Here is a 23575-nt window from a genome sequence, read left to right as displayed (position 1 = left end):
CCCGGCGTCGGACGTGGCATGGCATTGCTGGCCCTGCAGGACATCACCCTCGCTTTCGGCGCAGCCCCGCTGCTCGATCAGGCCAACCTGGTCATCGAGCGCGGCGAGCGCGTCTGCCTCCTCGGCCGCAACGGCGCCGGGAAGAGCACCGTGATGAAGCTGCTCGACGGCACCATCCGTCCCGACCGTGGCGAACTGGTCCGGCAGACCGGCGTCTCGGTCACCCGCCTCGAACAGGAAGTCCCCGGTGACGTGGCCGGCACGATGTTCGACATCGTCGCCGATGGCCTCGGTGATGCCGGCCGCCTCCTCGCCAAGTATCAGCACGCCTCGCACCGCGTTGCCACCGACCACAGCGACGCGGCACTCAACGAACTCGACCGGCTGCATCACGCCCTCGACGCCGCAAATGCCTGGGAGGTAAAGAGCCGCGTCGAGACGGTGCTCGAGCACCTCGGCCTCGACCCCGAGGCGCCGTTCGCTGCCGCCTCGGGCGGTCGGAAGCGACAGGCACTCCTCGCGCGTGCACTGGTCCGCGATCCCGATGTGCTGCTCCTCGACGAACCGACCAACCACCTCGACGTCGAGGCGGTGGAGTGGCTTGAAGAGATCCTGATTGCGCGGAACATCACGCTGGTCTTCGTGACCCACGACCGGACGTTCCTGCGTCGAGTCGCCACGCGGATCGTCGACCTCGATCGCGGGCAGCTGATTGACTGGGGCACTGACTACGACACCTACCTGGAACGGAAAGAGGCGGCGCTCGCGAGTCAGGAGAAGGAGTGGAGCGAGTTCGACAAGAAGCTCGCCCGCGAGGAAGTGTGGATCCGCACCGGCATCCAGGCGCGCCGGACCCGCAACGAGGGCCGAGTCCGGGCGCTCGAAGCCCTGCGCCTGGAGCGCAGTGCCCGCCGTGAACGAGTCGGCACCGTGCGCTTGCAGGCGCAGGAGGCCGAGCGCTCCGGCCGCCTGGTGATCGAGGCGAAGGGGGTGACCTTCGGCTACGGGGAGCGCACCATCGTGCGTGATCTCACCACAACCATCGCACGTGGCGACCGCATCGGACTGATCGGGCCGAATGGTTCGGGCAAGACGACACTGATCCGCCTGCTGCTCGGCCAGCTCGAGCCACAGGAAGGAACCGTCCGCCTCGGCACCAACCTCGAAGTGGCCTACTTCGATCAGCTGCGCGAACAGCTCGACCCCGAGCAGACCGTCGTCAACAGCATCGGCGACGGCACCGAGTTCATCGAGATCAACGGCGCCCGCAAGCACGTCCTCGGCTACCTCCAGGACTTTCTCTTCTCGCCGGAACGCGCCCGCACGCCGGTACGGGTCCTCTCCGGCGGCGAGCGGAACCGATTGCTGCTGGCGCGCCTCTTCACGCGGCGCTTCAACGTGCTGGTGCTCGACGAACCGACCAACGACCTGGACATCGAGACCCTCGACCTGCTCGAGGATCTCCTGCTGAACCTGAAAGCGACCCTGCTGGTGGTGAGCCACGATCGTGCCTTCCTCGACAACGTGGTGACCTCGACACTGGTGATGGAAGGCGGTGGCAAGGTTGGCGAGTATGTCGGCGGTTACACCGACTGGGCTCGGCAGCGGCAGGCCGTGATCGCCGCGGCCAGCGCAAGCCGGACCGTGAAGGCACCTGCCGCAGCACCGGCCGCGAAGACCACCAAGGCAGGCAAGGTGCGCCGGCTCTCCTTCAAGGAGCAGCAGGAACTCGCCACGCTCCCGGAGCAGATCGACGCGCGCGAAACGGAGAAGCTGCAGCTCTTCGCGACCCTGGCCGACCCCAGCGTGCTGCGGGACACCGCCGCGCTCGCGACGGCGCGGGCCCGGCTCGCAGCGGTCGAGCAGGCGCTGTCGCACCTCACGAGTCGTTGGGAAGCGCTCGAGACGATCGCCGCCGAATCGGCGGCGGCCGGACACTGAGGGGGCGCAGCAACTTCGGTCCTCGGAACCGCGTATCTCATTGACTGCCTTGGCGTTTAACCGATCCTCTCACTCGGATATGACTCGTGGCGCTGCCTTTCGCTTCGCACTTGGCCTTGTTGTTGACGACCCTCTTCGGCCCGACCCCGGCGCCGACGATGCAGGCATACCACTTCGCCCATGATGGCATCCTCGGCACTTCGCTCGACCTGACGTTCACCGCCGCGACCCCCGAAGCGGCCAACGCAGGCGGAGCAGGCGGCACTGGCCGAGATCGAGCGACTCCGCATGGTGCTGAGCGGCTACGACGGAGCCTCGGAGTTGAGCCGGCTGATGTCGACGGGCCGCCTCGCGCAGCCGTCGAGCGACCTGCTTGCCGTGCTCGATCGCTACACCTTCTGGAACCGGATCAGTGGTGGCGCCTATTCGGCGCGCGTGGCACCGCTCTCGGCGCTCTGGCGCACGGCCGAGGCCGAAGGGCGCCTTCCAAACGCCGCCGACCTCGCCGCGGTCACCGCTCGGCTCGCCGCGCCGGCGTGGACCATCGACGCGAACGGCGTCCGGATGCGCACGACGGATCGGATCGACCTGAATTCGCTGGGCAAGGGCTACATCATCGATCAAGCAGTCGCCGCCGCCCAGGCCGCCACGCCTGAGCTCCAGGGCGCCATCATCAATCTCGGCGGCGACATCCGGACCTGGGGCGTGGCGGCTGCGAATCGTGCGGAGTGGCACGTCGGAGTTGCCGATCCGCGCGCCCCGGCCGACAACGCCGCCCCGCTGACGGTGCTCCAGCTCCGTGACCGCGCCGTGTCAACCAGCGGACGGTACGCCCGTGGCTTCACGATCAACGGCGCGCACTATTCGCACATCATCGATCCGCGGACGGGGCTGCCGGCGAATGCCGTCGCGGCCACGACGGTCATCGCGCGCGACAACGCCACGGCCAACGCGCTCGCGACCACGCTCTCGGTGCTGACGCCGGCCGAGGGGCTGCGGCTCGCGGCCGCCACGCCTGGCGTCGAGGCGATGATCGTCGGCGCTGATGGCCAGCTGTACCGCACCGCAGGATTCGCGGCGTACGAACTGCCGACCACACCGGCCGCAACGAAGGGAGACGTCGTCGCGAAGGTTGTCATCGACATCACCCCGACCAACCCGAATCGCCATCGGCCCTATGTGGCCGTCTGGGTGACCGATGCCGCGGGCAAGCCGGTGCGCACGCTGGCGTTCTGGGGCACCAAGCGGAAGTACATCCCGGACATGAGCAAGTGGTACGGCGTCATGTCAACCGGCGCCCCGGACGTGATCGATGCGGTGACCCGCGCCACTCGCCCGGTCGGCGAGTACAGCCTCGAATGGGATGGCCTCGATGACCACGGCACGGCGGTGAAGGCCGGCGAGTACACCTTCTGGTTCGAAGAGTCGTTCGAGAACGGCCCGCACTCGCTCCGGAGCGCCGCGCTCAACTGCACGAACGGCGAAGTGGCGGGGAAGTTCGAGGCGAGCCCCGCCTTTGCTGGCGGTACGGTCACCTGTAGCGCCGCGAAGTAATCGGTGGCCAGAAAGTGGAACCGGGTGGTCTCGGCCACCCGCACGGTGCACATCTACCTCACCGTCTTCGCCATGCTGCTGATGGTCTTCTTCGCCGCCACCGGCTTGCTCCTCAACCATGAGGAGTGGGTGACCGCCGGCGAGGCCGCGCCAGTCGAGACCACGGGGACGCTGCCGATGGCCCTGCTGACGCATGAGCCGGACACCGCCGGGATCGTCGCGTCGCTGCGCACCACGTACGGCGCGTTGGGGGCACTCTCCACCTTCGACAGTGATGGCGAAGAGCTTCGCGTCGAGCTGCGCGGCCCGGGCCGCCGCTTCGAGGCGGCGATCACGCTTGCGACCGGCGCGATGAAGATCACCACGGAGAATCGCCCCTTCCTGATCCGGATGGACGACCTCCATCGCGGCAAGGACAGCGGCACCGCGTGGAGCTGGCTGATCGACCTCTCGGCGATCCTCCTCCTCCTCGGCGCGCTCACCGGCATCACGCTGTGGATCGCGCTGCCGAAGCGCCGGACGCTCGGCCTGATCGCGCTTGGCCTCGGCGTTGGGGTCTGCGTCGTCGTCTACCTGCTCATCGTCCCCTGACGCGCTCGGTGGCTACTGCAGGCCGCCAGGGAGCCGGGGAGACGAGAGGAGCGCACTGAACGCCTGCCACCGCGCCGCCGGCTCTTTCCCCGCCCGCTCGACATACGCCGCCACCAGATCCCGCCCGAGATTGTAGTTGATGACATAGCTGCGGTAGGTCTGGATGAAACGCAGCGTCTTCGCCGCCGCTTCCGGTGACTGCAGCCACCACCGCTCCATCAACGCCACGGCACCGGCCGAGTCAAGTGCGCCGTCCAGGTAGCGGCGCGCCACCGCATTGCGTGCATGGTTGAGCTGCTCCATCACGGCGCGCACGTCCGCGTTCTGGATTGCCATCGCCGGATCGAGCCCCGCCAGCGGGAAGAGCGAGTCGCGTTCGAACGCGGTCCGCGCCTCGCCCGGGAACGCCATCTCGATCCCGTAATTGGCGCTCCCCTCGGCGATCAACGACTGCGGCGAGAAGAGCGGATAGACGGACATCTCCACCCAGCCGCGCCCCCGCACCAACGCCTCCTCGAGCCGGGTGTTGTAGACATGGTGCCCCGGATAACCCTCGTGGCACGCCAGATCCACCGCGCGGTCCACCGGAATCGGGAAGTCGAGGTTCACCTGGATCAGCGAGTGATACTCACCCTTGTACCAGTTGTAGGCATTCCACGACGTCCCCTTCACATACTCCAGATCGAAGCGCTCGGTCGCCGGGAGCGGGAGATGCGCCAGCGTGCGGGCCCGACACGCCGCGATCGCCACCTTGAACACCGTGTCCACCTTTTCGGCCGGAATCATGGCGCCATCACGAAACCGTTGATACCGAGACGCCAGCGTCCCGGGGCCGGGAATCAGCGCGTCAAGGCGTGCCACCAGCGAATCGAAGTGGGCGTCGGAGAGCGTCGGCGGTGCGACATCGTACAGCGCCTTGGCCTCCTCGTCGAAGGTGAACCGCTTGCCTCCTAGCATCGCGGCTCGGGCCGAGAGTGCGCCGAGTTGCGTGCGCAGATAACGATGACGCAGCTGCACCAGCGAATCAGTGTAGGCAGGGACGCTGCCGCCCAGCTGGGCAATCAGCGAATCGGCGGCAGCACCGATGGCGGCGACGGACATCGAATCGCGGTCGGCGGCCTGCTTCAGCGAGTCCGGCCCGTAGTAGGCATCGACATAGTTGGCGTCGTGATGGCCGAGGCGGAGGACCAGCCCCACATATCGGAGGGCGATTGGATCGAGGGTGGCAGGAGTGGGCGCCGGCTGCGCGCAGGCCGCGCTACCGAGCGTCAGCACCAACAGGAATCGAACGCGATGCATCGCACAGCTCCGGGAGAGAGGTTCGGGTCAGGCGGGCGTGATGGCACCCATGGCGGCGAGGCGCGCCAGCACCTCGGTCCGCGCGTCGAGGGAATGCACCGGGAGCACGAGGACGTCGCCGGGTTGTGACCACGCAATCGCTGCCTCGACCGCTTCGACTTCGTCGAGGACCGTCACGATCCGCTCAGCGGGCGCACCCAGCATTCGCAGGGCATGCTCGAGCAACGCGGGCACTTCGCCCGCGGTCCGCCCCCGCCGGTAGCCCTCGAGCTCCTTCAACACGATCCGATCCGGCCGCGCGGTCCACGCAGCAGCAGCCAGGTCGGCGAGCGCGCCGTCGTCGCGATTGCCTGCCTGCCCGAGCAGGAGCAGCAACCGCGTCGGCCGGAGACTGCGGGCCACCTTGAGCAGCCCCGTCAGCCCCGTCGGGTTGTGCGCGTAGTCGAGAAGGATGGTTGCCCCGCCGAGCTCGAATCGACTCAGGCGGCCGGCGTTGTCTGCGGGATGGGCGCCGAAGCGTGCCAACACGTCGGTGATGATGGCCACCGGCACCTCGAGGTGATGCGCGGCGACGCCGGCAGCCAGCATGTTGGTGAGGTTGTACTCGGCAGCGCCGGCCGCGGTGAGAGGCATCGTGCGGAGATCGCCGAGATCATGCACCCCCTGTGGGGACGCCAGCCAGAGATGGTCGGCGTCGCGCCACGCCGTGACGGGGCGGTCTCCCACGTGGCGCGTGGCGCCAGAGGGCGAGTACCACGCCACCATGACGCCGGCGGGCAGCGTGGATTCGCGCAGCGCGGGGTCGTCGGCATTGAGCACCAGCACGCCCCCCGCTCGCAATCCCTTCGCGATCACCAGCTTGACGAGAGCCAGGTCGGCGAGCGTCTCGACGCCGTATTCTCCGAAATGATCTGCTTCGATGTTGGTCACCACCGCCACCGAGGCACCGAGGACGCCGAGGCCCCGACGCAGGATGCCGCCGCGGGCCGTTTCGAGAATGGCACACTGCACCGTGGGGGCGTGCACGACCCGCTGCGCCCCGGCAGGGCCGGACCAGTCTCCCGCCTCGACTGCCACCCCATCGATGAAGACACCATCAGTACAGCACCAGCCGGTCTGCTGACCGGTGGCCATCGTCATTGCAGCGATCAATCGGGTCGTCGTGGTCTTGCCGTTCGATCCGGTGACGAGCGCGACCCGCTGATCGGGCCGCGCGACCACCGCGAGGTCGCTCGTTGGCGCCTGTGCCTCGAGGGCCGCGAGGGCTGCCAGCTGTCTGACTGCCTGCGATTCATCGTGCGGAAGGTCGCCCGGGGCAAAGGGCGCCGGTGCCGATGCGAGCCCTGCGCCACGCAGCACCGACTCCCAGGCCCACTCGTTCACTTCGGTGGCGGTCAGCAACTGGTCTCCCGGTGCAGTGAAGGCGAGCACCAGGTGGCCGGCCCGGCCTGTCACGCTCCACGTGGGCGCGGGCCAGCCGAGCGCACTCGCAAGCCGTTGGACGGTGGCGCGCCATGCGACGGCGACGGTGGCGGCGAGGGCGCCGTCCACGAATCCCTCGAGCACGACCCCGGGGGCATCGAGCCAACGGGACGGCCCGAAGAGCCGCCGGGAATCACTCCAGGCTGGTGCCGACAGCTCCGGCTGGGGCATGTCGGTCAGTCGTCGCTCTCCCGGGCGAGGCGCACGCCCCGCTCGTCACGCACCAGCGTGGCACCGTCGAGCGAGACCCGCGGCTGGCGAGGCGGTGCCACGGCGGCGATCGGGAACTCGCCCGTCGTGCGCAGCGGGGCCTCGCTGCCCTCGGGCCGGAACGAGGTGATCTGATCCCACGACCGCTGCAGCGCGTCACCGAAGACCAGCACCAGGTCGCCGGCGCGGGCCATCCGCAGCGCGTGGTCGATCGCGGCCTGTTCATCGGGAATTTCCTGGACCTGATCGGCGGGCACCCCGGCCCCCGCCAGCGCCCGCGCGAGCATGCGCGGGACCTCATCGCCATCGCGGCCCCGCAAGGTGTCATCGCGACGACAGATGTAGGCATCGAAGTGCCCCGCGACCGTCTCGGCGATCGCCCGGATGTCCTCGTCGCGCCGGTCACCGGGTGCCGCCACCACCACGATCCGGCGCCCGCGCACATCGAGTCGTGCCGCGAGCTCCACCATGGCGCCGACCGCGTGCGCGTTGTGGCCGTAGTCGAGGATCACCCGGAACGGATGGTCGGAGTAGACGTTCATCCGGCCCGGCGCCTGGAAGAACGACGTGTCGAAGGTCCGCAGTCCGGTGCGAATGCTGTCGAGCTTGATCCCCATCGAGAAGGCCATCACTGCGGCGAACATCGCGTTCTGGACGTTGTGCAGGGCGCGGCCGTCGAGCGTGGCGGGAATCAGGTGGGTCCAGAGTAGCGGAATGTGCGCGCCGTGATCGTACAGCGTGATCATCTCGCCGTTGACGCCGGCCTCGAGCGCACAGGCCCGGCCGCCCGCACGGATGTGCTCACGCACCAGTTCATGCGCCGGATTGGTGGTGACGTAGCAGAGGTGCTTGGCGTCGGTTTCGGACGCCATCTGCAGCACCAGCGGATCGTCGGCATTGAGGACCGCGGTGTCGCGCGCCACCTCGACCACGACTTGCTTCACCTCGGCGAGCTGCTCGAGGGTGTCGATCCCCTTCAGGCCGAGGTGGTCGGCACGGACATTCAGCACGGCGCCGACATCGACGTAGCGCGTCCCCATGCCCGCCCGGAGCAGCCCGCCCCGCGCGACCTCCAGGACGGCCACGTCGATGCTCGGGTCGCTCAACACCATGCGCGTCGACGCGGGCCCGGTCATGTCCCCTTCGACGGTGCGCTGGCCGTTGATGTAGACGCCGTCGGTGGTGGTGAGGCCGGGCGTGAAGCCCGCCATCTGGCAGATGTGCGCCAGCATGCGCGCCGTCGTCGTCTTGCCGTTCGTCCCGGTGACGGCGGCGATCGGCACCACGCTCGGCGTCCCCTTCGGAAAGAGCATGTCGATCACGGGGCCCGCCACGTCGCGCGGCGTCCCCTCGCTTGGCGCTGAGTGCATCCGGAAGCCGGGTGCCGCGTTCACCTCGCAGATCCCGCCGCCGTGGCTCTTGTACGACTCGCTGATGTCGGCCGAGAGAAAGTCCACGCCGCCCACGTCGAGTCCGACGGCCTTGATGGCGCGGACCGCCATTTCCGCATTGTCGGGGTGGATGATGTCGGTGACGTCCGTCGCGGTGCCGCCGGTCGAGAGGTTCCCCGTGGCGCAGAGGTAGACGCGTTCGCCGGCCGGTGGCACGGTCGATGGGCTGTGGCCATTGGCCGCGAGGAACTCGACCGCCTTGGCATCCAGCTCGAGCCGGGTGAGCACCTTCTCATGCCCGATGCCACGACGCGGGTCGCGATTCACCTCGGTGACGAGGTCGGCGATCGTGGAGCGACCGTCGCCCACCACGTGCGCCGGCGTGCGGCGCGTCGCCGCGACCAGCACGCCATCCACCACCAGCAGCCGATGGTCATCCCCGGTGACGAAGCTCTCGACGATCACCGAGCGTGAAACCTCCTGCGCCAGGGCGAAGGCCGTTGCGACCTGCTCGTCGGTGGTGAGGTGGATCGAGATCGCCCGACCATGATTGCCATTGTAGGGCTTCACCACCACGGGGAACCCGATGCGCTTGGCAGCGCGCACGGCATCTTCCGACCGCTGCACCAGCTCCTGGCGTGGCACCGGGAGTCCGAGGGCGCCGAGGAGCTTGTTGGTCTCCTCCTTGTCGCTGGCCATCTCGACGGCGATGTGCGAGGTGCGGCCGGTGACGGTGGCCTGGATGCGTTGCTGATACTTGCCGAGGCCGAGCTGCACCAGCGAATACGCATTGAGGCGCATCCACGGGATGTCGCGCGCTTCGGCGGCGTGCACCAGCGAGGCCGTGCTCGGCCCGAGGGCGCGGCGCTGGGCAAAACGGATGTAGGTATCGCGCTCGCGGGCAAAGTCCCAATCGGGGGGCCGCGCGCCATCGGGGCGGCAGGCATCCGGCAGCAGGGCGAGCAGCAGGCGCAGCGCGAGTTCGCCGGCCTCCAGCCCCTCGTCCCGCTGCTCGTACTCGTAGACCACGTCGTACACGCCCTCGGGACCGGCGCCGCGCGTCTTGCCGAAGGTCACCTTGATCCCGGCGACGTTCTGCAGCTCGATCGCCACATGCTCGAGCACGTGCCCCAGCCAGGTCCCCTCATCCTCGGTGAGTCGGCGGATGAAGCCACCGGGTTCGCCGTAGCTGCAGCCGTGCTCGTGCAGACCGGGGAGGGCAGCCAACAGCGGCTCGATGAACTCGGGACCGAGGCGGGAGGTCGGCCACGCTTCGAGCGCGCCGAGATCGAGCCGCAGTCGGATGACCGGGAAATGGGCGTAGCGTGAGGGACCGACATACACCGCGCGATCGAGAATCTTCATGTCGCCCCCTGAGGACACGCCGGTCAGCTCTTGCTGGTTGCCAGCGAACCGGCCACGGCTTCGCGGGTGTGCAGATTGAACTGCGCCCCGCGGGTGAGAATGTGCAGCTGAATCCCGAGCAGCGAGACCGGCTCGTTCTCCTGGACCCGGTCCATCGAGGAGAAGGTGAGGCCACCCGAATCGAGGACGGTGACCGCGCCGCTACCCTCCACTTCCACCGTCTCATCTGGCCCGATGAAGGCGGCGGTGTCCTCGTCGAGCCCGAGGCCGATCGCGAACGGATTGTACGCGAGTGCGCTCAGCAGTCGGCCCAGTCGATCGCGCTGCCGGAAATGCTGGTCGATGATGACGCGGTTGGTGAGGCCCAGACCCGGTGCGAGGGTCACGCCACGCGCCGTCGGCGATGCGCCTTCCGCACCGAAGGCGATCATGTGTTCGGAGAGAAAGGCCGCTCCCGCCGAGGTCCCCGCGATCGTCACCCCGGCCGCGTTCAGCGTGCGCAACAAGCGCGAGACCGATGTTCCGCCGAGCAAGGTGGAGAGGCGCAGCTGATTCCCGCCAGTGAGGAAGACCCCGTCGCATCGTGCGAGGTCCGCAAGCCGTGCGGGCTCTTCGCAATCGCGCCGGGTATCGAAGTCCATCACCAGCACCTCGGCGGCTCCCAGTTCGCGGAAGAGCGTGTGGTAGCGCGGACCGGTGTCCGACAGCTGGGAGGCGGTCGGGATCACGCCGATCCGGGCATCACGGCCACCCGAGAGGGCGACGAAGCGCTCGAGAATCGAGACGTTGCCCACCTTCGCTTCGGCACCCCCGATCGGGATGATCCAGCCACGTCGGCCACCCTCGGGGATCTTCGGGGGACTCATGCAGACTCCGGGTCAGGCATGCCGACCAGTGGCCACCTCCGACCACCCCCGCACAGCAGGGGGTGGCCGGGAGCAACCGAGGTGCGGCAATCGGCATTGGGAAGGAGGTCCATCACCCGGGAAATCTAGCCCGGAGGCGGCACGACGCGCCCTCCCCACGGTCGGCTCAAATGCTCGCCTGCACCAACGCCGTTGCCGCGACCCGATCGAGGGTGGAGAGGAGGTCCGCCACCAGGTCGGCGCCGTGCTCAATCCCTACCGAGAGCCGCAACAGTCCATCGCCGATGCCAGCGGCCGCCCGCGCAGCGGGATCCATCGCCGCGTGGGTCATCGTCGCCGGATGGGCAATCAGGCTCTCGACGCCGCCGAGGGATTCGGCCAAGGTGAAGAGCTCCAGCCCGGTCGCCACCGCCTCCACCGCCGCCGGACCGCCGTGCACCGCGAAGGAGAGCATCGCGCCGAAGCCCTGCTGCTGCCGGGCCGCGACCGCATGCCCCGGGTGATCGGCAAGCCCGGGGTAGTGAACCGCCTCGATGAGGGGATGCGCGGAGAGCGCCGCCGCGATCGCGAGGGCGTTCTCCTCGTGAATGCGCATCCGCGCGTGCAGCGTCCGCACACCGCGCAAGGTGAGGAAGGCGTCGAATGGCGCTCCGGTGAGCCCCAGGCAATTGGCCCACCAGGCGAGTTCCTCGCCCAACGCCGGATTCGCGGCGATCACTGCCCCGCCGACGACATCACTGTGACCATTGATGTACTTGGTGGTCGAGTGCACGACGAGGTCGGCGCCGAGGGCGATCGGTTGCTGCAGCGCCGGCGAGAGGAAGGTGTTGTCGGCGCCCACCAGCGCGCCCGCAGCGTGCGCCGCGTCGGCGACGGTACGGATGTCGGTGATGCGCAACAGCGGATTGCTCGGCGTCTCGATCCACACCAGGCGAGGCTTCCGCGCAAGCGCTGGGGCGACGGCGGCAGGATCGCTGAGATTCACGAACGCGACCTCGAAGTGACCGCGCCGCGCCAGGTGCGTCAGCAACCGATGCGTGCCGCCATAGCAGTCGTGCGTCGCGACAATCAACTCACCGGGCTGCACCAGCTGCACGGCGAGCGTGACCGCGGCCATTCCCGACGCGGTGACCACGGCCGACGCGCCCCCTTCAAGCGCCGCGAGTGCCTCGGCGAGTTGATCGCGCGTCGGGTTGCCGGAGCGCGAGTAGTCGTAGCGCCCCTTCACCCCGAACGCCGGGAAGCGGAATGTCGAGGAGAGGTGGATCGGTGGCACCACGGCGCCGTGCTGCCCATCCGTCGCGATGCCGGCGCGCACCGCGCGCGTCGCGGTCGCGAGGCCATTACGCGGCATGACGCACCCCCTGCGAAAGGGCCGAGCGAATCAATGCATCCACAGCGGAAACTTCCTTGAGGAAGGCGTCATGCCCGTAACGCGAGGTGATCTCGACCACGCGGCCGGGGCCGGCGAGACGACCGAACAACTCGTGCACCTGCCAGATCGGGACGAGTTGATCGCCCTCGACGGCCAGGAGCGTCGTCGGGGTCGTGATCTCGGAGGGATCGATCCGGTGCAGATCGATGGACTCCGAGAGCGCCACGTAGCGCTCCGCTTCGCAGCCGATCGCGAAGCGGGTGCCGCCATGCTCCAGGTAATCCTCGACCGGGAAGCGATACCCCGCCGCGGTCCGCACCGGGGCGGCACCGAAGCGATCGGCGAATTCTTCCGCCGTGCGGTAGGTGGTAATGCCAAGGGCACGGGCAAGCGCGACCGCCTCATGGGCTCGGCCGCTCTTGATGCCGAGGCGCACCACGCCACGCTGGATCGAACGGAGGGCGGTGGCCATCGGGTGGCTCTCGTGCGCGGCGGAGAGGATGATCAACTGCGCGGCCCGCGCCGGGTAGAGTGCGGCAAAGGCGAGCGCAACCATGCCGCCGTAGGACGCGCCGACGATCGCCTCGACGGTGGCGACGCCGAGGTGGTCCAGCGCGATGCCGAGCGCGCGCGCCTGATCGCGGGCGTCGACGGGATGGCCGGGGATGGTCAGCCAGTCGAGGCTGACGACGCGACATCGTGTGGTGTCGATCGCGCCGCCTGGAGCGACGATGGCATCCCACCATCCCGGTGTCGGGTCGCCGGCATGGGCAGCGACATGCGCGGAGGCGGAGATGCCGCCCAGCACGACGATGACGGGACCGTCGACGGGCCCTTGGGCCTCGACGCGCAGCCGGGAGAGGGGCAGGAGCCCGCCGTGGTGGCCGGCAACCGCAGGAAGTTCAGCAGCACTCGGCGTCGCGGGACTGCGCCGGAAGATCGTGGTCAAGGTCATCGCGTCCTCGGTCTCGTGCATAGGGGGAAAAACCAGAGCGCCCCGGCCGTCTCGTGAGAGAGAGCCAGGGCGCCGTGCCGACAGCTGTCGGTAGGTGTGTGCTACGCAGGGATGCGCAACAGCCTGGCCGTGTCTCCCATGGGAGTTCCGGTCACAAGAAGCATTCGCATGTGCATTCGGCGATGCCGTGGCTGCCAGGTCATTCCCTGCTCCGTCGATGAATCAGGACCCCCGCACACGAAAAAACGCCGGGGGCATACTGCCGCCAGGCGTCCTGTGCACTTTAGCATTTATTTAACGTGGCTGCAAGCAGCGGCAAATCACCACGGACACCATCAATTGTGAATGCATTGTACGTGAGGGGGGGGAGGGTCGTCAAGGGGGATGATGGATGATGGATGATGGATTATGGATGGTTGGGTCGTGGGGGATGGGTCGAGCAGGATCGACCATCTATCATCCATCATCCATGACCCATCATCCCTCGCCGAGGCTCACCGTGCACTCAATCCCTCCGTTCCACCTCGCCTTCCCCGTCGACGACCTCGAGGCCGCGCGCCGCTTCTATGGCGGGCTGCTCGGGTGCCCGGAGGGCCGCTCCTCCGACCAGTGGATCGACTTCGATTTCCACGGGCACCAGATCGTGGCCCACCTGGCCCCCGAGGAACTGGGCAAGACGGCGGCGAACCAGGTCGACGGCCACGCCGTCCCGGTCCGGCATTTCGGCCTCGTGTTGGCGTGGGATGCCTGGCACGCGCTCGCGGACACGCTGCGCACGGCCGGCGTCGCCTTCATCATCGAGCCGGGAATCCGGTTCGTCGGGCAGGTTGGCGAGCAGGCCACGATGTTCCTGCTCGACCCTGCCGGCAACGCACTCGAATTCAAGGCCTTTCAGGATCCGACCCAGATGTTTGCCAAGTAGGCGGCAAGTGGGAATGCCAACGGGGGGCCGCGACTGCGGCCCCCCGTGGTGCATGCGCTCCTGGTCGACGCTCAGGACACCGGCGACACCTTCATCACCAGGTTCTCGATGAAGAACTCCATCATCCGCTGGTTGTTGACGCCGGTGTGACCGGCGTCCGGCCCGACCTGCACCTCGAAACTCTTCCCCGCCTGCTGCAGCGCCTTGATGAGCTGCATGGCGTTGTTCGGGTGCACGTTGTTGTCGGCGGTGCCGTAGTAGATCAGGAGCCGACCCTTGAGGTCCTTGGCATAGGTCATCGCCGAGCCTTTGGTGTAGCCCTCCGCGTTCTCCTGCGGAATCCACATGTAGCGCTCGGTGTAGATCGTGTCGTAGTGGTTCCACGCCGTGACCGCCGACGACGCCGAGGCCGCCGCGACCAGATCCGGGAAGCGCAGCACCATCATCGCCGAGGTGTAGCCACCGTAGGACGTGCCGAAGACGCCGACCCGCTTGGCGTCGAAGTAGGGCCGCTTGGCGAGCTCCTTGAGCCCTTCGGCGAAGTCGTTCATCTCGGTCTGCCCGAGCTTCATGTACAGATCGTCAAGCGTGCGCTTCCCCATGCCCGGCGCGGCGCGCGAATCGAGTGTCAGGATCAGGAAGCCGTATTCCGCCATCGCGGCCGGCGGCGTCCACATCTCGCGCGTCGCGGCGGAGGCCGGGCCGCCGTAGATGGAGAGCAGCGCCGGGTACTTCTTCGACGGATCGAAGTTTGACGGATACTGGATCATCCCGAGCAACGGCGTCTTGCCGTCGGCGGCGAGATAGGTGAAGACCTCGGACTTCTTCAGGCCGAGCTCGTTGAACTTGGTCATGTCCGACTTGGCCAGCTCGGCGACGACCTTGCCCGAGGCGTCGAGGATCCTGGGTGAACGGCGGTACGTCGTGCGCCTGGGCCACGTCGACGATGAACTTCGCGTCGGGCGAGAGCGTGACCGCGTGGGTGTAGGCCTTGTCGGTCAGGCGGACGTCGCCCTTGCCGTTCAGGCCGACGCGATGCAACTGGACCTTGAGGAAGTTGTCGCCGTCGCGCGCGGTGTACCAGAGCACCCCTGCGGCCTCGTCCAGCTTGACGATGCTCACGACCTCGAATTGATGCTGCGTCACCGGGGCAATCAATTTCCCGGAGAGATCGTAGAGATAGAAGTTCTTGAAGCCGTTCCGCTCGGACACCCAGAGGAAACGGTTGTTGTCGGCCAGCCAGGTCATCGCCGGGCGATTCTCGACCCACCCCGTGGGCCACTCCTCGCGGATGACGACGCGGCACTTGCCGCTCTCGGGGGAGCAGGCGGCGAACTCGAGAATGTTCTGGCGGCGGTTGGTGCGATTGACCAGCAGTTCCTTGCCGTCGGGCGACCAGCGCACGTTGTAGACGTAGTGGCCGACCACGTCGTTGCTCCACGGCTTGCCGTCGCGAATGTCGAGCTTGATCGACTGCTTCGAGGCGACGTCGTACACGAAGAGATCGACGATCGGATTGTCGACGCCCGCCTTCGGGTAGGCCTCGATATCGAGCGACGTCTGCACCTTGGTCTGATCCATCTGGATGTAGTAGTCGGGGACCGGCTTCTCGTCGAAGCGATAGTACGCAACCTTGGTGCTGGTCGGGTTCCACCACATCGCGGTGGTCTGACTCAACTCTTCGCCGTAGACCCAGCTCGCGGTCCCGTACTTGATCCGCGCCTTTTCGCTGCCATCGGTCGTGATCGGCGCGCCATTGCCGCCGCCGCTGTCGGTGAGCACCAGGTTCCGGTCGCGATACACCGCCTTCAGCTTGCCGTCGGGCGAGATCGCTTCGGTCGCCTGCCGACCGCGCTCGATGCCGGCGCCACCGCGCCCGCCGGCGCCACGGCCACCGGCCGGCGGCGTCACCGGCGTGCCGGCGACCGTCGTCTCGGCGATCTTCTTCGTCGCCGCATCAAAGCGATAGCGCTTGCCATCGGTGGTGTATTCGTACGCCTTGCCGGCATCCACCCATCCGCCAAGCACGGTGCCCAGCTTGACGGTGCCATTCAGCTGAGGCGCCATCCGGGTGTACTGCTCGTAGCCGGGCATGCTCTTGAGTCGATCCTGCGCCACGACCGGGGTGGCGAGGGCGACGGTGGCACCGGCCACCACGAGGCCGAAGAGAAGGCCGGGACGACCGGCCAGGCGCTGCATCATGGGGTGGAGCTCCTGCGTGGGTGGGAATGGGGGGTCCAGCTGCCCCGCTCTACGCGGGGCGCCGGACGGTTGTTGCATCCGACCTACTTGCGGGCGGCGGCGATGGCGACGCCCAGCTCGGTGTAGGCGGTCGGATCGATCTCACGGAACGGCCGCATGACCTTGGCGACCTTGCCGTCCTTGCCGATCACGAAGAGCACCCGGCTGTCCATCATCCCGGCGGCGGTCGCCACATCATACGCCTTGCCGACCCGGGCGTTCACGTCGGCGCCGAAGCGAAACGGAAACGCCTCATCCTTGGCCCAGGACGCCTGCGCCTCGGGGGTGTCGGTCGAGATGGCGATCAGCTCCACGTCCTTGCCGAAGAGCTCGGCGTAGCGATCGCGGTACGCCTTCATCTGGATGGTGCAGCCCGAGGTGCGCGCCCGCGGGAAGAAGGCGAGGACCACCACCTTGCCCTTGAGTGACGCCAAGGTGACCGGCTCGGCAATCGTCCCGTCCTTCCCCGATAGTGTCATCGAGAAGGCCGGGGCGACGTCGCCGACGGCAGGGCCCTGGGCCGCCAGCGCGGCGGGGGCGAGGAGGAGCGCAGCGAGCAGGGAGGAACGGCGCATGGACCACCTATTCGAGTCGGGGGTGAAGGGCCGCGCGGGTTGGCGCGGAACCCCGAAATATAGCGCTCAGCGCTTCTCGATCCGGATGATCCGGCCGAAATCATCGTCGGCCAGATACACCATGCCATTGGCGGCGACGGCCACCCCGGCGAGCCGCAGCGTCCCCGGGCGATCGCTGCTGCGGAGGAGGATCCTGGACTCCCCGGCTGGCATCCCGCCGGCATCGAGGGGCTGGTAGAGCAACTGGTGGCCGGCCTCCGGCAGCGGCGAGCGACTCCGGGAGCCGTGGAAGGCGATCAGCAGCCCGCGACGCCACCCCTCGGGCATTGCCTCCGTGGCCAGCGCCACCGCCATCGGCGCCCAGTGCCCCGGGAATCCAACGGTGGGCTGCGTCTTCGTGGCACAGGCGGCCCCGGCCTGGCTGGCGTAGTCCGGGGCGACCACCAAGGTGGTGGGCGCGTTGAACCGCCAACGGCCCATGCAGTACGGCCAGCCGAAGTCGGCGCCCGCCACGACGCGGACCAGCAGCTCGGCGGGCTGGTCGGCCGATTCCTCGTCGCTGACCCCCCAGGTCCGGTTCAGGAAGTCCCGGCCGTGGGTGAGCGCCCAGAGCGTCCCGGTCGCGTGGTCCTGGGCCATCGCCATCGCATTGCGGAGCCCGGTGGCATAACGACTCCCCACCCACGCCGCCTTCCCCGTCGCGGGCGGCACGAAGCGCCAGATCCCTGCCCGAGTGGTGAGTTCCGGACAGGGCCACTGACCGGGGATGCGGATTGCCCCCTCGGCTCCGCCCGCCTGACAGTTGTCGCTGGATGATCCGATCGAAACGTAGAGTGCTCCATCAGCGGCCGCCACGATCCCCTTCATGTAGTGCGCCCAGCCACTGCCGCCGGCCGGGAGCCGCTCGACGATCCACTCGCCGACTCCCGTCGGCGCCCGCGAGGTGGCCGGCCAGGGGATCCGATAGATCCCGATGTCGGCGGCGAAATAGAGCCAGCCGGCCCGCCAGGCCACGCCGGTGCCCCCTTCCCCGGGACCGAAGCGGGTGACGACGTCGGCCTGTCCGTCGCCGCTCGTGTCGGCGAGCGAGACCAGTCCGGGGGGAAGCTTGGTCGCCGCGATCACGACGCCGGTTGGATGGACCACCAGGTGCCGGACCGGTCCGACCTTCTCGGCGAAGGGCCGCACACAGAAGCCGGCCGGCACGACCAGCGGCGTGAGATAGCCGTCGCAGTCGCGGCCCTGTGCGGCGAGGGGGGTGGCGAGGAGGACCAGGGAGAGCAGCAGGAGCGTGAGGGGGCATCGGTCCTCGGTCGGTTCGACTATTTTCTCGTCCATGAGCCACCAATACATCTTCACCATGCGGGATCTTCGCAAGATCGTCCCCCCCCAGCGCGAGATCCTCAAGGGGATCTACCTCTCCTTCTTCCCGGGCGCCAAGATCGGCGTGATCGGGTCGAACGGCAGCGGCAAGTCGTCGCTCCTCAAGATCATGGCCGGGGTCGACCAGGACTTCCTCGGTGAGGCGAAGCCGGCCGACGGCGTCAAGATCGGCTACCTCCCGCAGGAGCCGGTGCTCGACCCGACCAAGGATGTGCGCGGCAACGTCGAAGAGGCGCTGGCGGAGACGCGCGCGCTCCTGACGCGGTTCGAGGAGATCTCGATGAAGTTCGCCGAGCCGATGAGCGACGACGAGATGACGGCGCTGCTCGACAAGCAGGCGGCGCTGCAGGACAAGATCGATGCGGCGAATGCGTGGGAGATCGACCGCACCCTCGACATCGCGATGGACGCCCTGCGGCTGCCACCGGCCGACGCGAAGGTGGACACGCTCTCCGGCGGCGAGAAGCGGCGCGTCGCGCTCTGCCGGTTGCTGCTGTCGAAGCCCGACATGCTGCTGCTCGACGAGCCGACCAACCACCTCGATGCCGAGTCGGTGGCGTGGCTCGAGCGCTACCTCAAGGACTTCCCCGGCACGGTCGTCGCGATCACCCACGATCGCTACTTCCTCGACAACGCCGCCGAGTGGATCCTCGAACTCGACCGTGGCGAAGGGGTGCCCTGGAAGGGCAACTATTCGTCGTGGCTCGACCAGAAGGAGAAGAAGCTCGCCACCGAAGAGAAGCAGGCGTCGGCGCGGAAGCGGACGCTCGAGCGCGAGCTCGAGTGGGTGCGGATGAGCCCCAAGGCGCGGCAGGCCAAGAGCAAGGCGCGACTCGGCGCCTACGAGGCGCTGGTCGAGGAGGAGGCGAAGGCCGATGTCGGTGGCCACGAAATCCTGATCCCGCCGGCGCCGCGCCTCGGCGATGAGGTCGTCATCGCCAAGAAGCTGACCAAGGCCTTCGGCGACAAGCTGCTCTTCGAGAACCTCGACTTCGCGCTGCCGCGCTCCGGCATCGTTGGCATCATCGGCCCGAACGGCGCCGGCAAGACGACCCTCTTCCGGATGATCATGGGGCAGGAGAAGCCGGACGGTGGCGAGCTGGTCGTGGGCAAGACCGTGGTGCCGTCCTATGTGGATCAGTCCCGCGAAGCGCTCGACCCGGAGAAGACGGTCTATCAGGAAATCGCCGGCGACTACGACAATCTGCAGTTCGGCACGCGCACCGTGAACTCGCGCGCCTACTGCGGCTGGTTCGGCTTCAAGGGCTCCGACCAGCAGAAGAAGGTCGGCCTGATGTCGGGCGGGGAGCGGAACCGGTTGCACCTGGCGAAACTGCTGAAGAGCGGCGGCAACATGCTGCTCCTTGACGAGCCGACCAACGACCTCGACGTCGACACGCTGCGCGCACTCGAAGACGCGCTGCTGACCTTCTCAGGCTGCGCGGTGGTGATCTCCCACGATCGCTGGTTCCTCGACCGCATCGCGACCCACATCCTGGCCTTCGAGGGCGACTCCGAAGTGGTCTGGTTCGAGGGGAACTACCAGGACTACGAAGCCGACCTGAAGCGCCGGAAGGGGATGGCGGCGAACGAGCCGCACCGGATCAAGTATCGGAAGTTGACGCACTAGGCGGCGCAAAGCAGCCGGCAACCAGCGTTTGGAACTGCGCAGGGGCGACGAAAGCATCGCCCCTGCGCAGTTTTGCGCCCCCAGAACCCGTGTCATCGTGGTGACAGGCACTCCAGTTCATCTTGGCCCGATCATCACTACTGGGGTCCGTCATGTCAGGTCGGTTTCGAGCGCGGCTCGTCCGCGTGGTGCTCTTCTCCCTTGCGGTGCTGGCGCCCCGCCTCCTCGCTGCGCAGGGTGCGGACGCCGAAGTCCTCCGGGGCCGGGTGATCGGCATGGGAGGTCGGCCACTCGCTGAGGCGATGATCACAATCACTGGATTGGTGACGCGCACCGTGATTACCGCGAGAACAAACACCAAGGGAGACTACATCGCGATTGCCCCGTCGGCGGATGGCGACTACGTCTTGGTTGCCCGGGCAATCGGACATCGGCCCGTCACACTGCGCGCCACGCGTACCGGGCTCTCAAGTGTTTTGATCGTGAATATCGAGCTGACGGCGATGCCCTTTCAACTTGATACCATCACCGTATCGAGCGCTCGGCTGGTGATGCAACCGCCCTCGGTCGGGGGAGACCAGATCGATCTGTTGGCGGGCACCTTATTCTCGTTGGATCCCTCCAATCTCGCCGCGCTGGCCGCCCTGGCCATCGGGGTGATGACCACCACCGGTGACTCCACCACGTATAGTGTCCTCGGCGCCTCGACTCGGCAGAACAGCACGACGGTGGACGGGATGAAATTTGGTGGCGACAACTTGCCGCGTGATGCCATCGGTGCCGCCAAGCTCGTCACCACGACGTACGATCCCGCGGCCGGGAAATTCGCGGGCGGACAGATCGTGATCCAGACCAAGGGTGGCACCGACCTGTTTCAGGCGGTCGCTCGCGCGCAAACCGTGGATCGCTTCTCCACCTGGGCTGACCGCTCCTCCCCGACCCCGGCCCCTCGGATCCAGCTCGGCAGCGGGAGCATCAGTGGACCGATCGTTCGGGGGCGCCTCCGCTATTTGACGGCCTTCGATGCCAGCCACACCGCGGTGGAGAACTACTCCCTCCTCACCGACCGTGCGGTGTTGCGTTCCCAGAACGGCCTGCCGAGCGACACAGTGGCAAACCTCTCCCAGACGCTCGGGCGGCTGGGCGTACCGACCAGCCCGTCCACCATCCCGGGAGACAAGGGCGAGGAACGCCAGACGCTGTTCGGGCGCGTGGACTGGACCCCGTCCTCAACAGTCTCGCTCACCACGACGTTCAACGTGAATCGGCGCACCCAGGTCGGGAATGGCGTGGGCCAACTGTCCCTGCCGTCCATCGCGTCGCAGAGCAGGCGGGACCGGTACACGGTGGGCACGTCGTTCTCTGGCTACGTACGCGGCATCTTGAATGAGTTCAAGGCGCAATACTCCTTCGGGGACAATTCCGGCAGCCCCTACCTGGACCTCGCCGGTGGCTCCGTCCGGGTCGGCACGTCGTTCGACGACGGTCGCACGGGGCTGACCACGCTCCGGTTCGGCGGCAGCGGGTCGGGCCCCAGTCAGAGTGATTCGCGATCGCTGGAAGTGACCAACCAGTTTGCCGTACTGACAGGGAGCAGCCGCCACCGCATCAAATTCGGTCAGTCGATCGAAGGGGACTGGGAGCACGAGCGGCGGACCGGCAACCTCCGTGGCACCTACACCTACCAGACCCTCGCTGACCTGGCGGCCAACAGGCCGGCGAGCTATACCCGCACGATTTCGACCAGACAGCTCGCCAATCGCAGCACGATCGTCGGCCTGTGGTTGGGGGATGAATGGCGCGCGTCCGAAGCAATCCAGGTCCAAGGGGGGATGCGCGTCGACATCGCGCGCCAGGGGGTGCTACCGGAATACAATCCGGTGGTGGACTCCGTGTATGGCCTCAAGACCAACCGGATCCCTTCGCAACTTGGGCTTTCCCCGCGCGTCGGGGTTTCGTGGGCCTCCCGGGCCCGTCGTGACGCCGCGAAGGGAAAGGGAACCGGTCCAAGTTTCGATGGAACCTCCTCGGCGCAGTCCGCCCTGACCATGCGTTCGCTGAATGTCCCAGGGATTACCGTGTCTGGTGGCGTTGGGGCGTTCCGTGGCACCATCGACCCGGAAGACATCGCTGGCCTGATTGATGCCACGGGGCTGCCGAGCACCACGCTCTACCTCTCGTGCGCGGGCGATGCAACCCCGGTGCCGCAGTGGAATGTCTCCGGCGCCACGATTGCAGACAGTTGCCGTGACGGCTCGGGCCCCGGCGTCTTTTCCGTTTCGCGTCCGAACGTCACCGTCTTCGATCCTTCCTTCCGTTCCCCGGTCAGCTGGCGAGGGAACCTTGGCGTCGAGGGGATCCGGCTTGGTGGATGGTCGATGGCGTTGAGCGGGACGTACTCCCTCGGACTCAACCGCGAGAGCGCCGTGGATCTCAACCTGCGTCGGACGCCGCTCTTCACACTGCCCGGGGAAGGTGGTCGGCCCGTGCTTGTGACGCCGGATGCGATCGTCCCAAGCACGGGCGTCATTGCCCCGGGCGCCGCGCGCCCAAACGGGGCCTTCGGTCGAGTCAGCAACACCCTCTCGGACCTCCGCAACACCGCCTCGCAATTCACGCTCATTCTCGCTCCCCGGCGCGCGCTCTTCGGCAACCGCATGCCGCTCGCGGTGCAGTATGTCCAGGCCTACCAACGCGCACAGGAACGCGGCTTCAACGGGACGACGGCCGGCGATCCCTTCTTGAAGGAGTGGGCGCGCGGATCTCAGCCGACCCATCAGCTCGTCGTGACGGCGACGCCGCGGATCTCCTGGATTGCCCTGGGCATCCGCCTCAGCGCCCTCTCCGGGATCCCGTACACACCGGTGGCCGTGGGGGACATCAATGGAGACGGTCGCTCGAACGATCGGGCCTTCGTCTTCGACCCCGCCACCGTGGGTGACGGAGCCCTGGCCACGGAGATGCGCACCCTGCTCGCCGCGGCACCCTCCGGTGCCCAACGCTGCCTGGAGGCACAGCTCGGTCGCATCGCGGGGCGGAACAGTTGCAAGACAGGATGGCAGCTTCGGGCAGACCTCAGCCTCAACTTCTCTCCCCCCGATGAGCTCGGGACCGGGTCCCGATTCCGCGTCACGATGAATCTGCTCAACACCACGGGTGCCTTGGTCCGTGCCTTCGGTCTCGACAATACGCCGCTCGGGCGCTCGGCATCCAGCACGACCCCAGACGCGAAGCTGCTGTATGTGACCGGCTTCGATCCTGCGACGCGCCACTACGCCTACCGGGTCAACCAGCTCTTCGGCGCGCCCCAGGACTTCGGCGCCGCCCGGAGACGCTTCGCCCCCTTTCAGGTGCAACTTGGCGTGGAGTACAAGCTGGGAGGCCCCAAGCGCGTCAGCGCCGGGGAACGTCTCGGACTCGTGGCCACGAAGAACGCCCCCCAGATGAGTGAGGACGCCATTCGCTCGCGGATGCGGCAGTTGACAGCCGATCCCGTCCAGCCGATTCTCGCTCAACAGGACTCGCTCGGGCTTTCACCGGAGCAGCTCGCGGGTCTTGAGGTGATCCGGGCGCGCTTCCTGACGGCATCCGACCAGCTCTTCGCCCCGACGATTGCGCTCCTCCTTCGCCGGGGGACGGCGATCCGCGACGATGCACTGAACACCGAGCTCGGCAAGGCACAGCCGGAGATCCAGAAGCTTCTCCTCCGTGAACGGGAGGCCGTTGGTGCGCTCCTCACGGCCGCACAACGTGCTAAGCTTCCCAAGCTCTTCCCTCCCAAGACTGGTTGAACAC

The 23575-nt window shown here is 67.7% G+C and carries 14 protein-coding genes, 1 pseudogene and 1 riboswitch; of the genes and pseudogenes, 6 read left to right on the top strand and 9 right to left on the bottom strand.

Annotated elements, in window-relative coordinates:
• The first annotated feature begins 18 nt into the window (after positions 1 to 18).
• From IPP98_00965 to IPP98_00955, 3 genes are all read left to right on the top strand, one after another.
• Positions 19 to 1941, top strand: coding sequence for an ATP-binding cassette domain-containing protein (locus IPP98_00965; protein ID MBL0177681.1), 1923 nt, complete (start codon positions 19 to 21; stop codon positions 1939 to 1941).
• 288 nt (positions 1942 to 2229) lie between these two features.
• Complete coding sequence (locus IPP98_00960) at positions 2230 to 3495, top strand: DUF2271 domain-containing protein (GenBank protein ID MBL0177680.1); 1266 nt, start codon at positions 2230 to 2232, stop codon at positions 3493 to 3495.
• 3 nt (positions 3496 to 3498) lie between these two features.
• Positions 3499 to 4086: a PepSY-associated TM helix domain-containing protein gene (locus IPP98_00955; protein MBL0177679.1), complete on the top strand. Its 588-nt coding sequence runs from the start codon at positions 3499 to 3501 to the stop codon at positions 4084 to 4086.
• A gap of 12 nt (positions 4087 to 4098) precedes the next feature.
• On the opposite strand, the gene IPP98_00950 is transcribed toward IPP98_00955, so the two are convergent.
• The 6 genes from IPP98_00950 to IPP98_00925 all read right to left on the bottom strand — a co-directional run bounded on the left by IPP98_00950 (position 4099) and on the right by IPP98_00925 (position 13029).
• Complete coding sequence (locus IPP98_00950; GenBank protein MBL0177678.1) at positions 4099 to 5385, bottom strand: hypothetical protein; 1287 nt, start codon at positions 5383 to 5385, stop codon at positions 4099 to 4101.
• Positions 5386 to 5412: 27 nt separating this feature from the next.
• Positions 5413 to 7038, bottom strand: a complete 1626-nt coding sequence (locus tag IPP98_00945; protein MBL0177677.1) for a Mur ligase — start codon at positions 7036 to 7038, stop codon at positions 5413 to 5415.
• Positions 7039 to 7043: 5 nt separating this feature from the next.
• Positions 7044 to 9833, bottom strand: coding sequence for a cyanophycin synthetase (gene cphA / locus IPP98_00940; GenBank protein MBL0177676.1), 2790 nt, complete (start codon positions 9831 to 9833; stop codon positions 7044 to 7046).
• Between the two features lie 23 nt (positions 9834 to 9856).
• Complete coding sequence (locus tag IPP98_00935; GenBank protein ID MBL0177675.1) at positions 9857 to 10699, bottom strand: cyanophycinase; 843 nt, start codon at positions 10697 to 10699, stop codon at positions 9857 to 9859.
• A gap of 166 nt (positions 10700 to 10865) precedes the next feature.
• The gene (metB, locus tag IPP98_00930) at positions 10866 to 12053 is read right to left on the bottom strand and encodes a cystathionine gamma-synthase (GenBank protein MBL0177674.1); all 1188 of its coding nucleotides are present in this window, start codon (positions 12051 to 12053) and stop codon (positions 10866 to 10868) included.
• Complete coding sequence (locus tag IPP98_00925; protein MBL0177673.1) at positions 12043 to 13029, bottom strand: homoserine O-succinyltransferase; 987 nt, start codon at positions 13027 to 13029, stop codon at positions 12043 to 12045. The genes metB and IPP98_00925 overlap by 11 nt, the downstream gene beginning before the upstream one ends.
• A gap of 262 nt (positions 13030 to 13291) precedes the next feature.
• Positions 13292 to 13366: riboswitch (SAM riboswitch) on the bottom strand.
• A 132-nt stretch (positions 13367 to 13498) separates the two neighbouring features.
• Between IPP98_00925 and IPP98_00920 the strand changes: the two genes are divergently transcribed.
• The gene (locus IPP98_00920) at positions 13499 to 13951 is read left to right on the top strand and encodes a VOC family protein (GenBank protein MBL0177672.1); all 453 of its coding nucleotides are present in this window, start codon (positions 13499 to 13501) and stop codon (positions 13949 to 13951) included.
• 71 nt (positions 13952 to 14022) lie between these two features.
• Here the strand turns inward: IPP98_00920 and IPP98_00915 are convergent.
• The 3 genes and pseudogenes from IPP98_00915 to IPP98_00905 all read right to left on the bottom strand — a co-directional run bounded on the left by IPP98_00915 (position 14023) and on the right by IPP98_00905 (position 18129).
• Positions 14023 to 16150, bottom strand: a pseudogene (locus IPP98_00915) (DPP IV N-terminal domain-containing protein).
• Between the two features lie 86 nt (positions 16151 to 16236).
• Positions 16237 to 16767, bottom strand: a complete 531-nt coding sequence (locus IPP98_00910) for a redoxin domain-containing protein (protein ID MBL0177671.1) — start codon at positions 16765 to 16767, stop codon at positions 16237 to 16239.
• A gap of 66 nt (positions 16768 to 16833) precedes the next feature.
• Positions 16834 to 18129 (bottom strand): PQQ-dependent sugar dehydrogenase, encoded by a 1296-nt coding sequence (locus IPP98_00905; protein MBL0177670.1) that lies wholly within the window; start codon positions 18127 to 18129, stop codon positions 16834 to 16836.
• Here IPP98_00905 and ettA point away from each other — a divergent pair.
• Together ettA and IPP98_00895 are read left to right on the top strand one after the other, a co-directional pair.
• Positions 18104 to 19780, top strand: coding sequence for an energy-dependent translational throttle protein EttA (ettA, locus tag IPP98_00900; protein MBL0177669.1), 1677 nt, complete (start codon positions 18104 to 18106; stop codon positions 19778 to 19780). The two genes, IPP98_00905 and ettA, sit on opposite strands and share 26 nt — an antisense overlap.
• Positions 19781 to 19932: 152 nt before the next feature.
• Positions 19933 to 23571, top strand: a complete 3639-nt coding sequence (locus IPP98_00895) for a carboxypeptidase regulatory-like domain-containing protein (GenBank protein ID MBL0177668.1) — start codon at positions 19933 to 19935, stop codon at positions 23569 to 23571.
• Positions 23572 to 23575 lie beyond the last annotated feature (4 nt).

The sequence above is a fragment of the Gemmatimonadota bacterium genome (genome assembly GCA_016720805.1).
Taxonomy (GTDB): Bacteria; Gemmatimonadota; Gemmatimonadetes; order Gemmatimonadales; family GWC2-71-9; genus Palsa-1233.
This window is presented reverse-complemented; position numbering and strand designations above follow the sequence as displayed.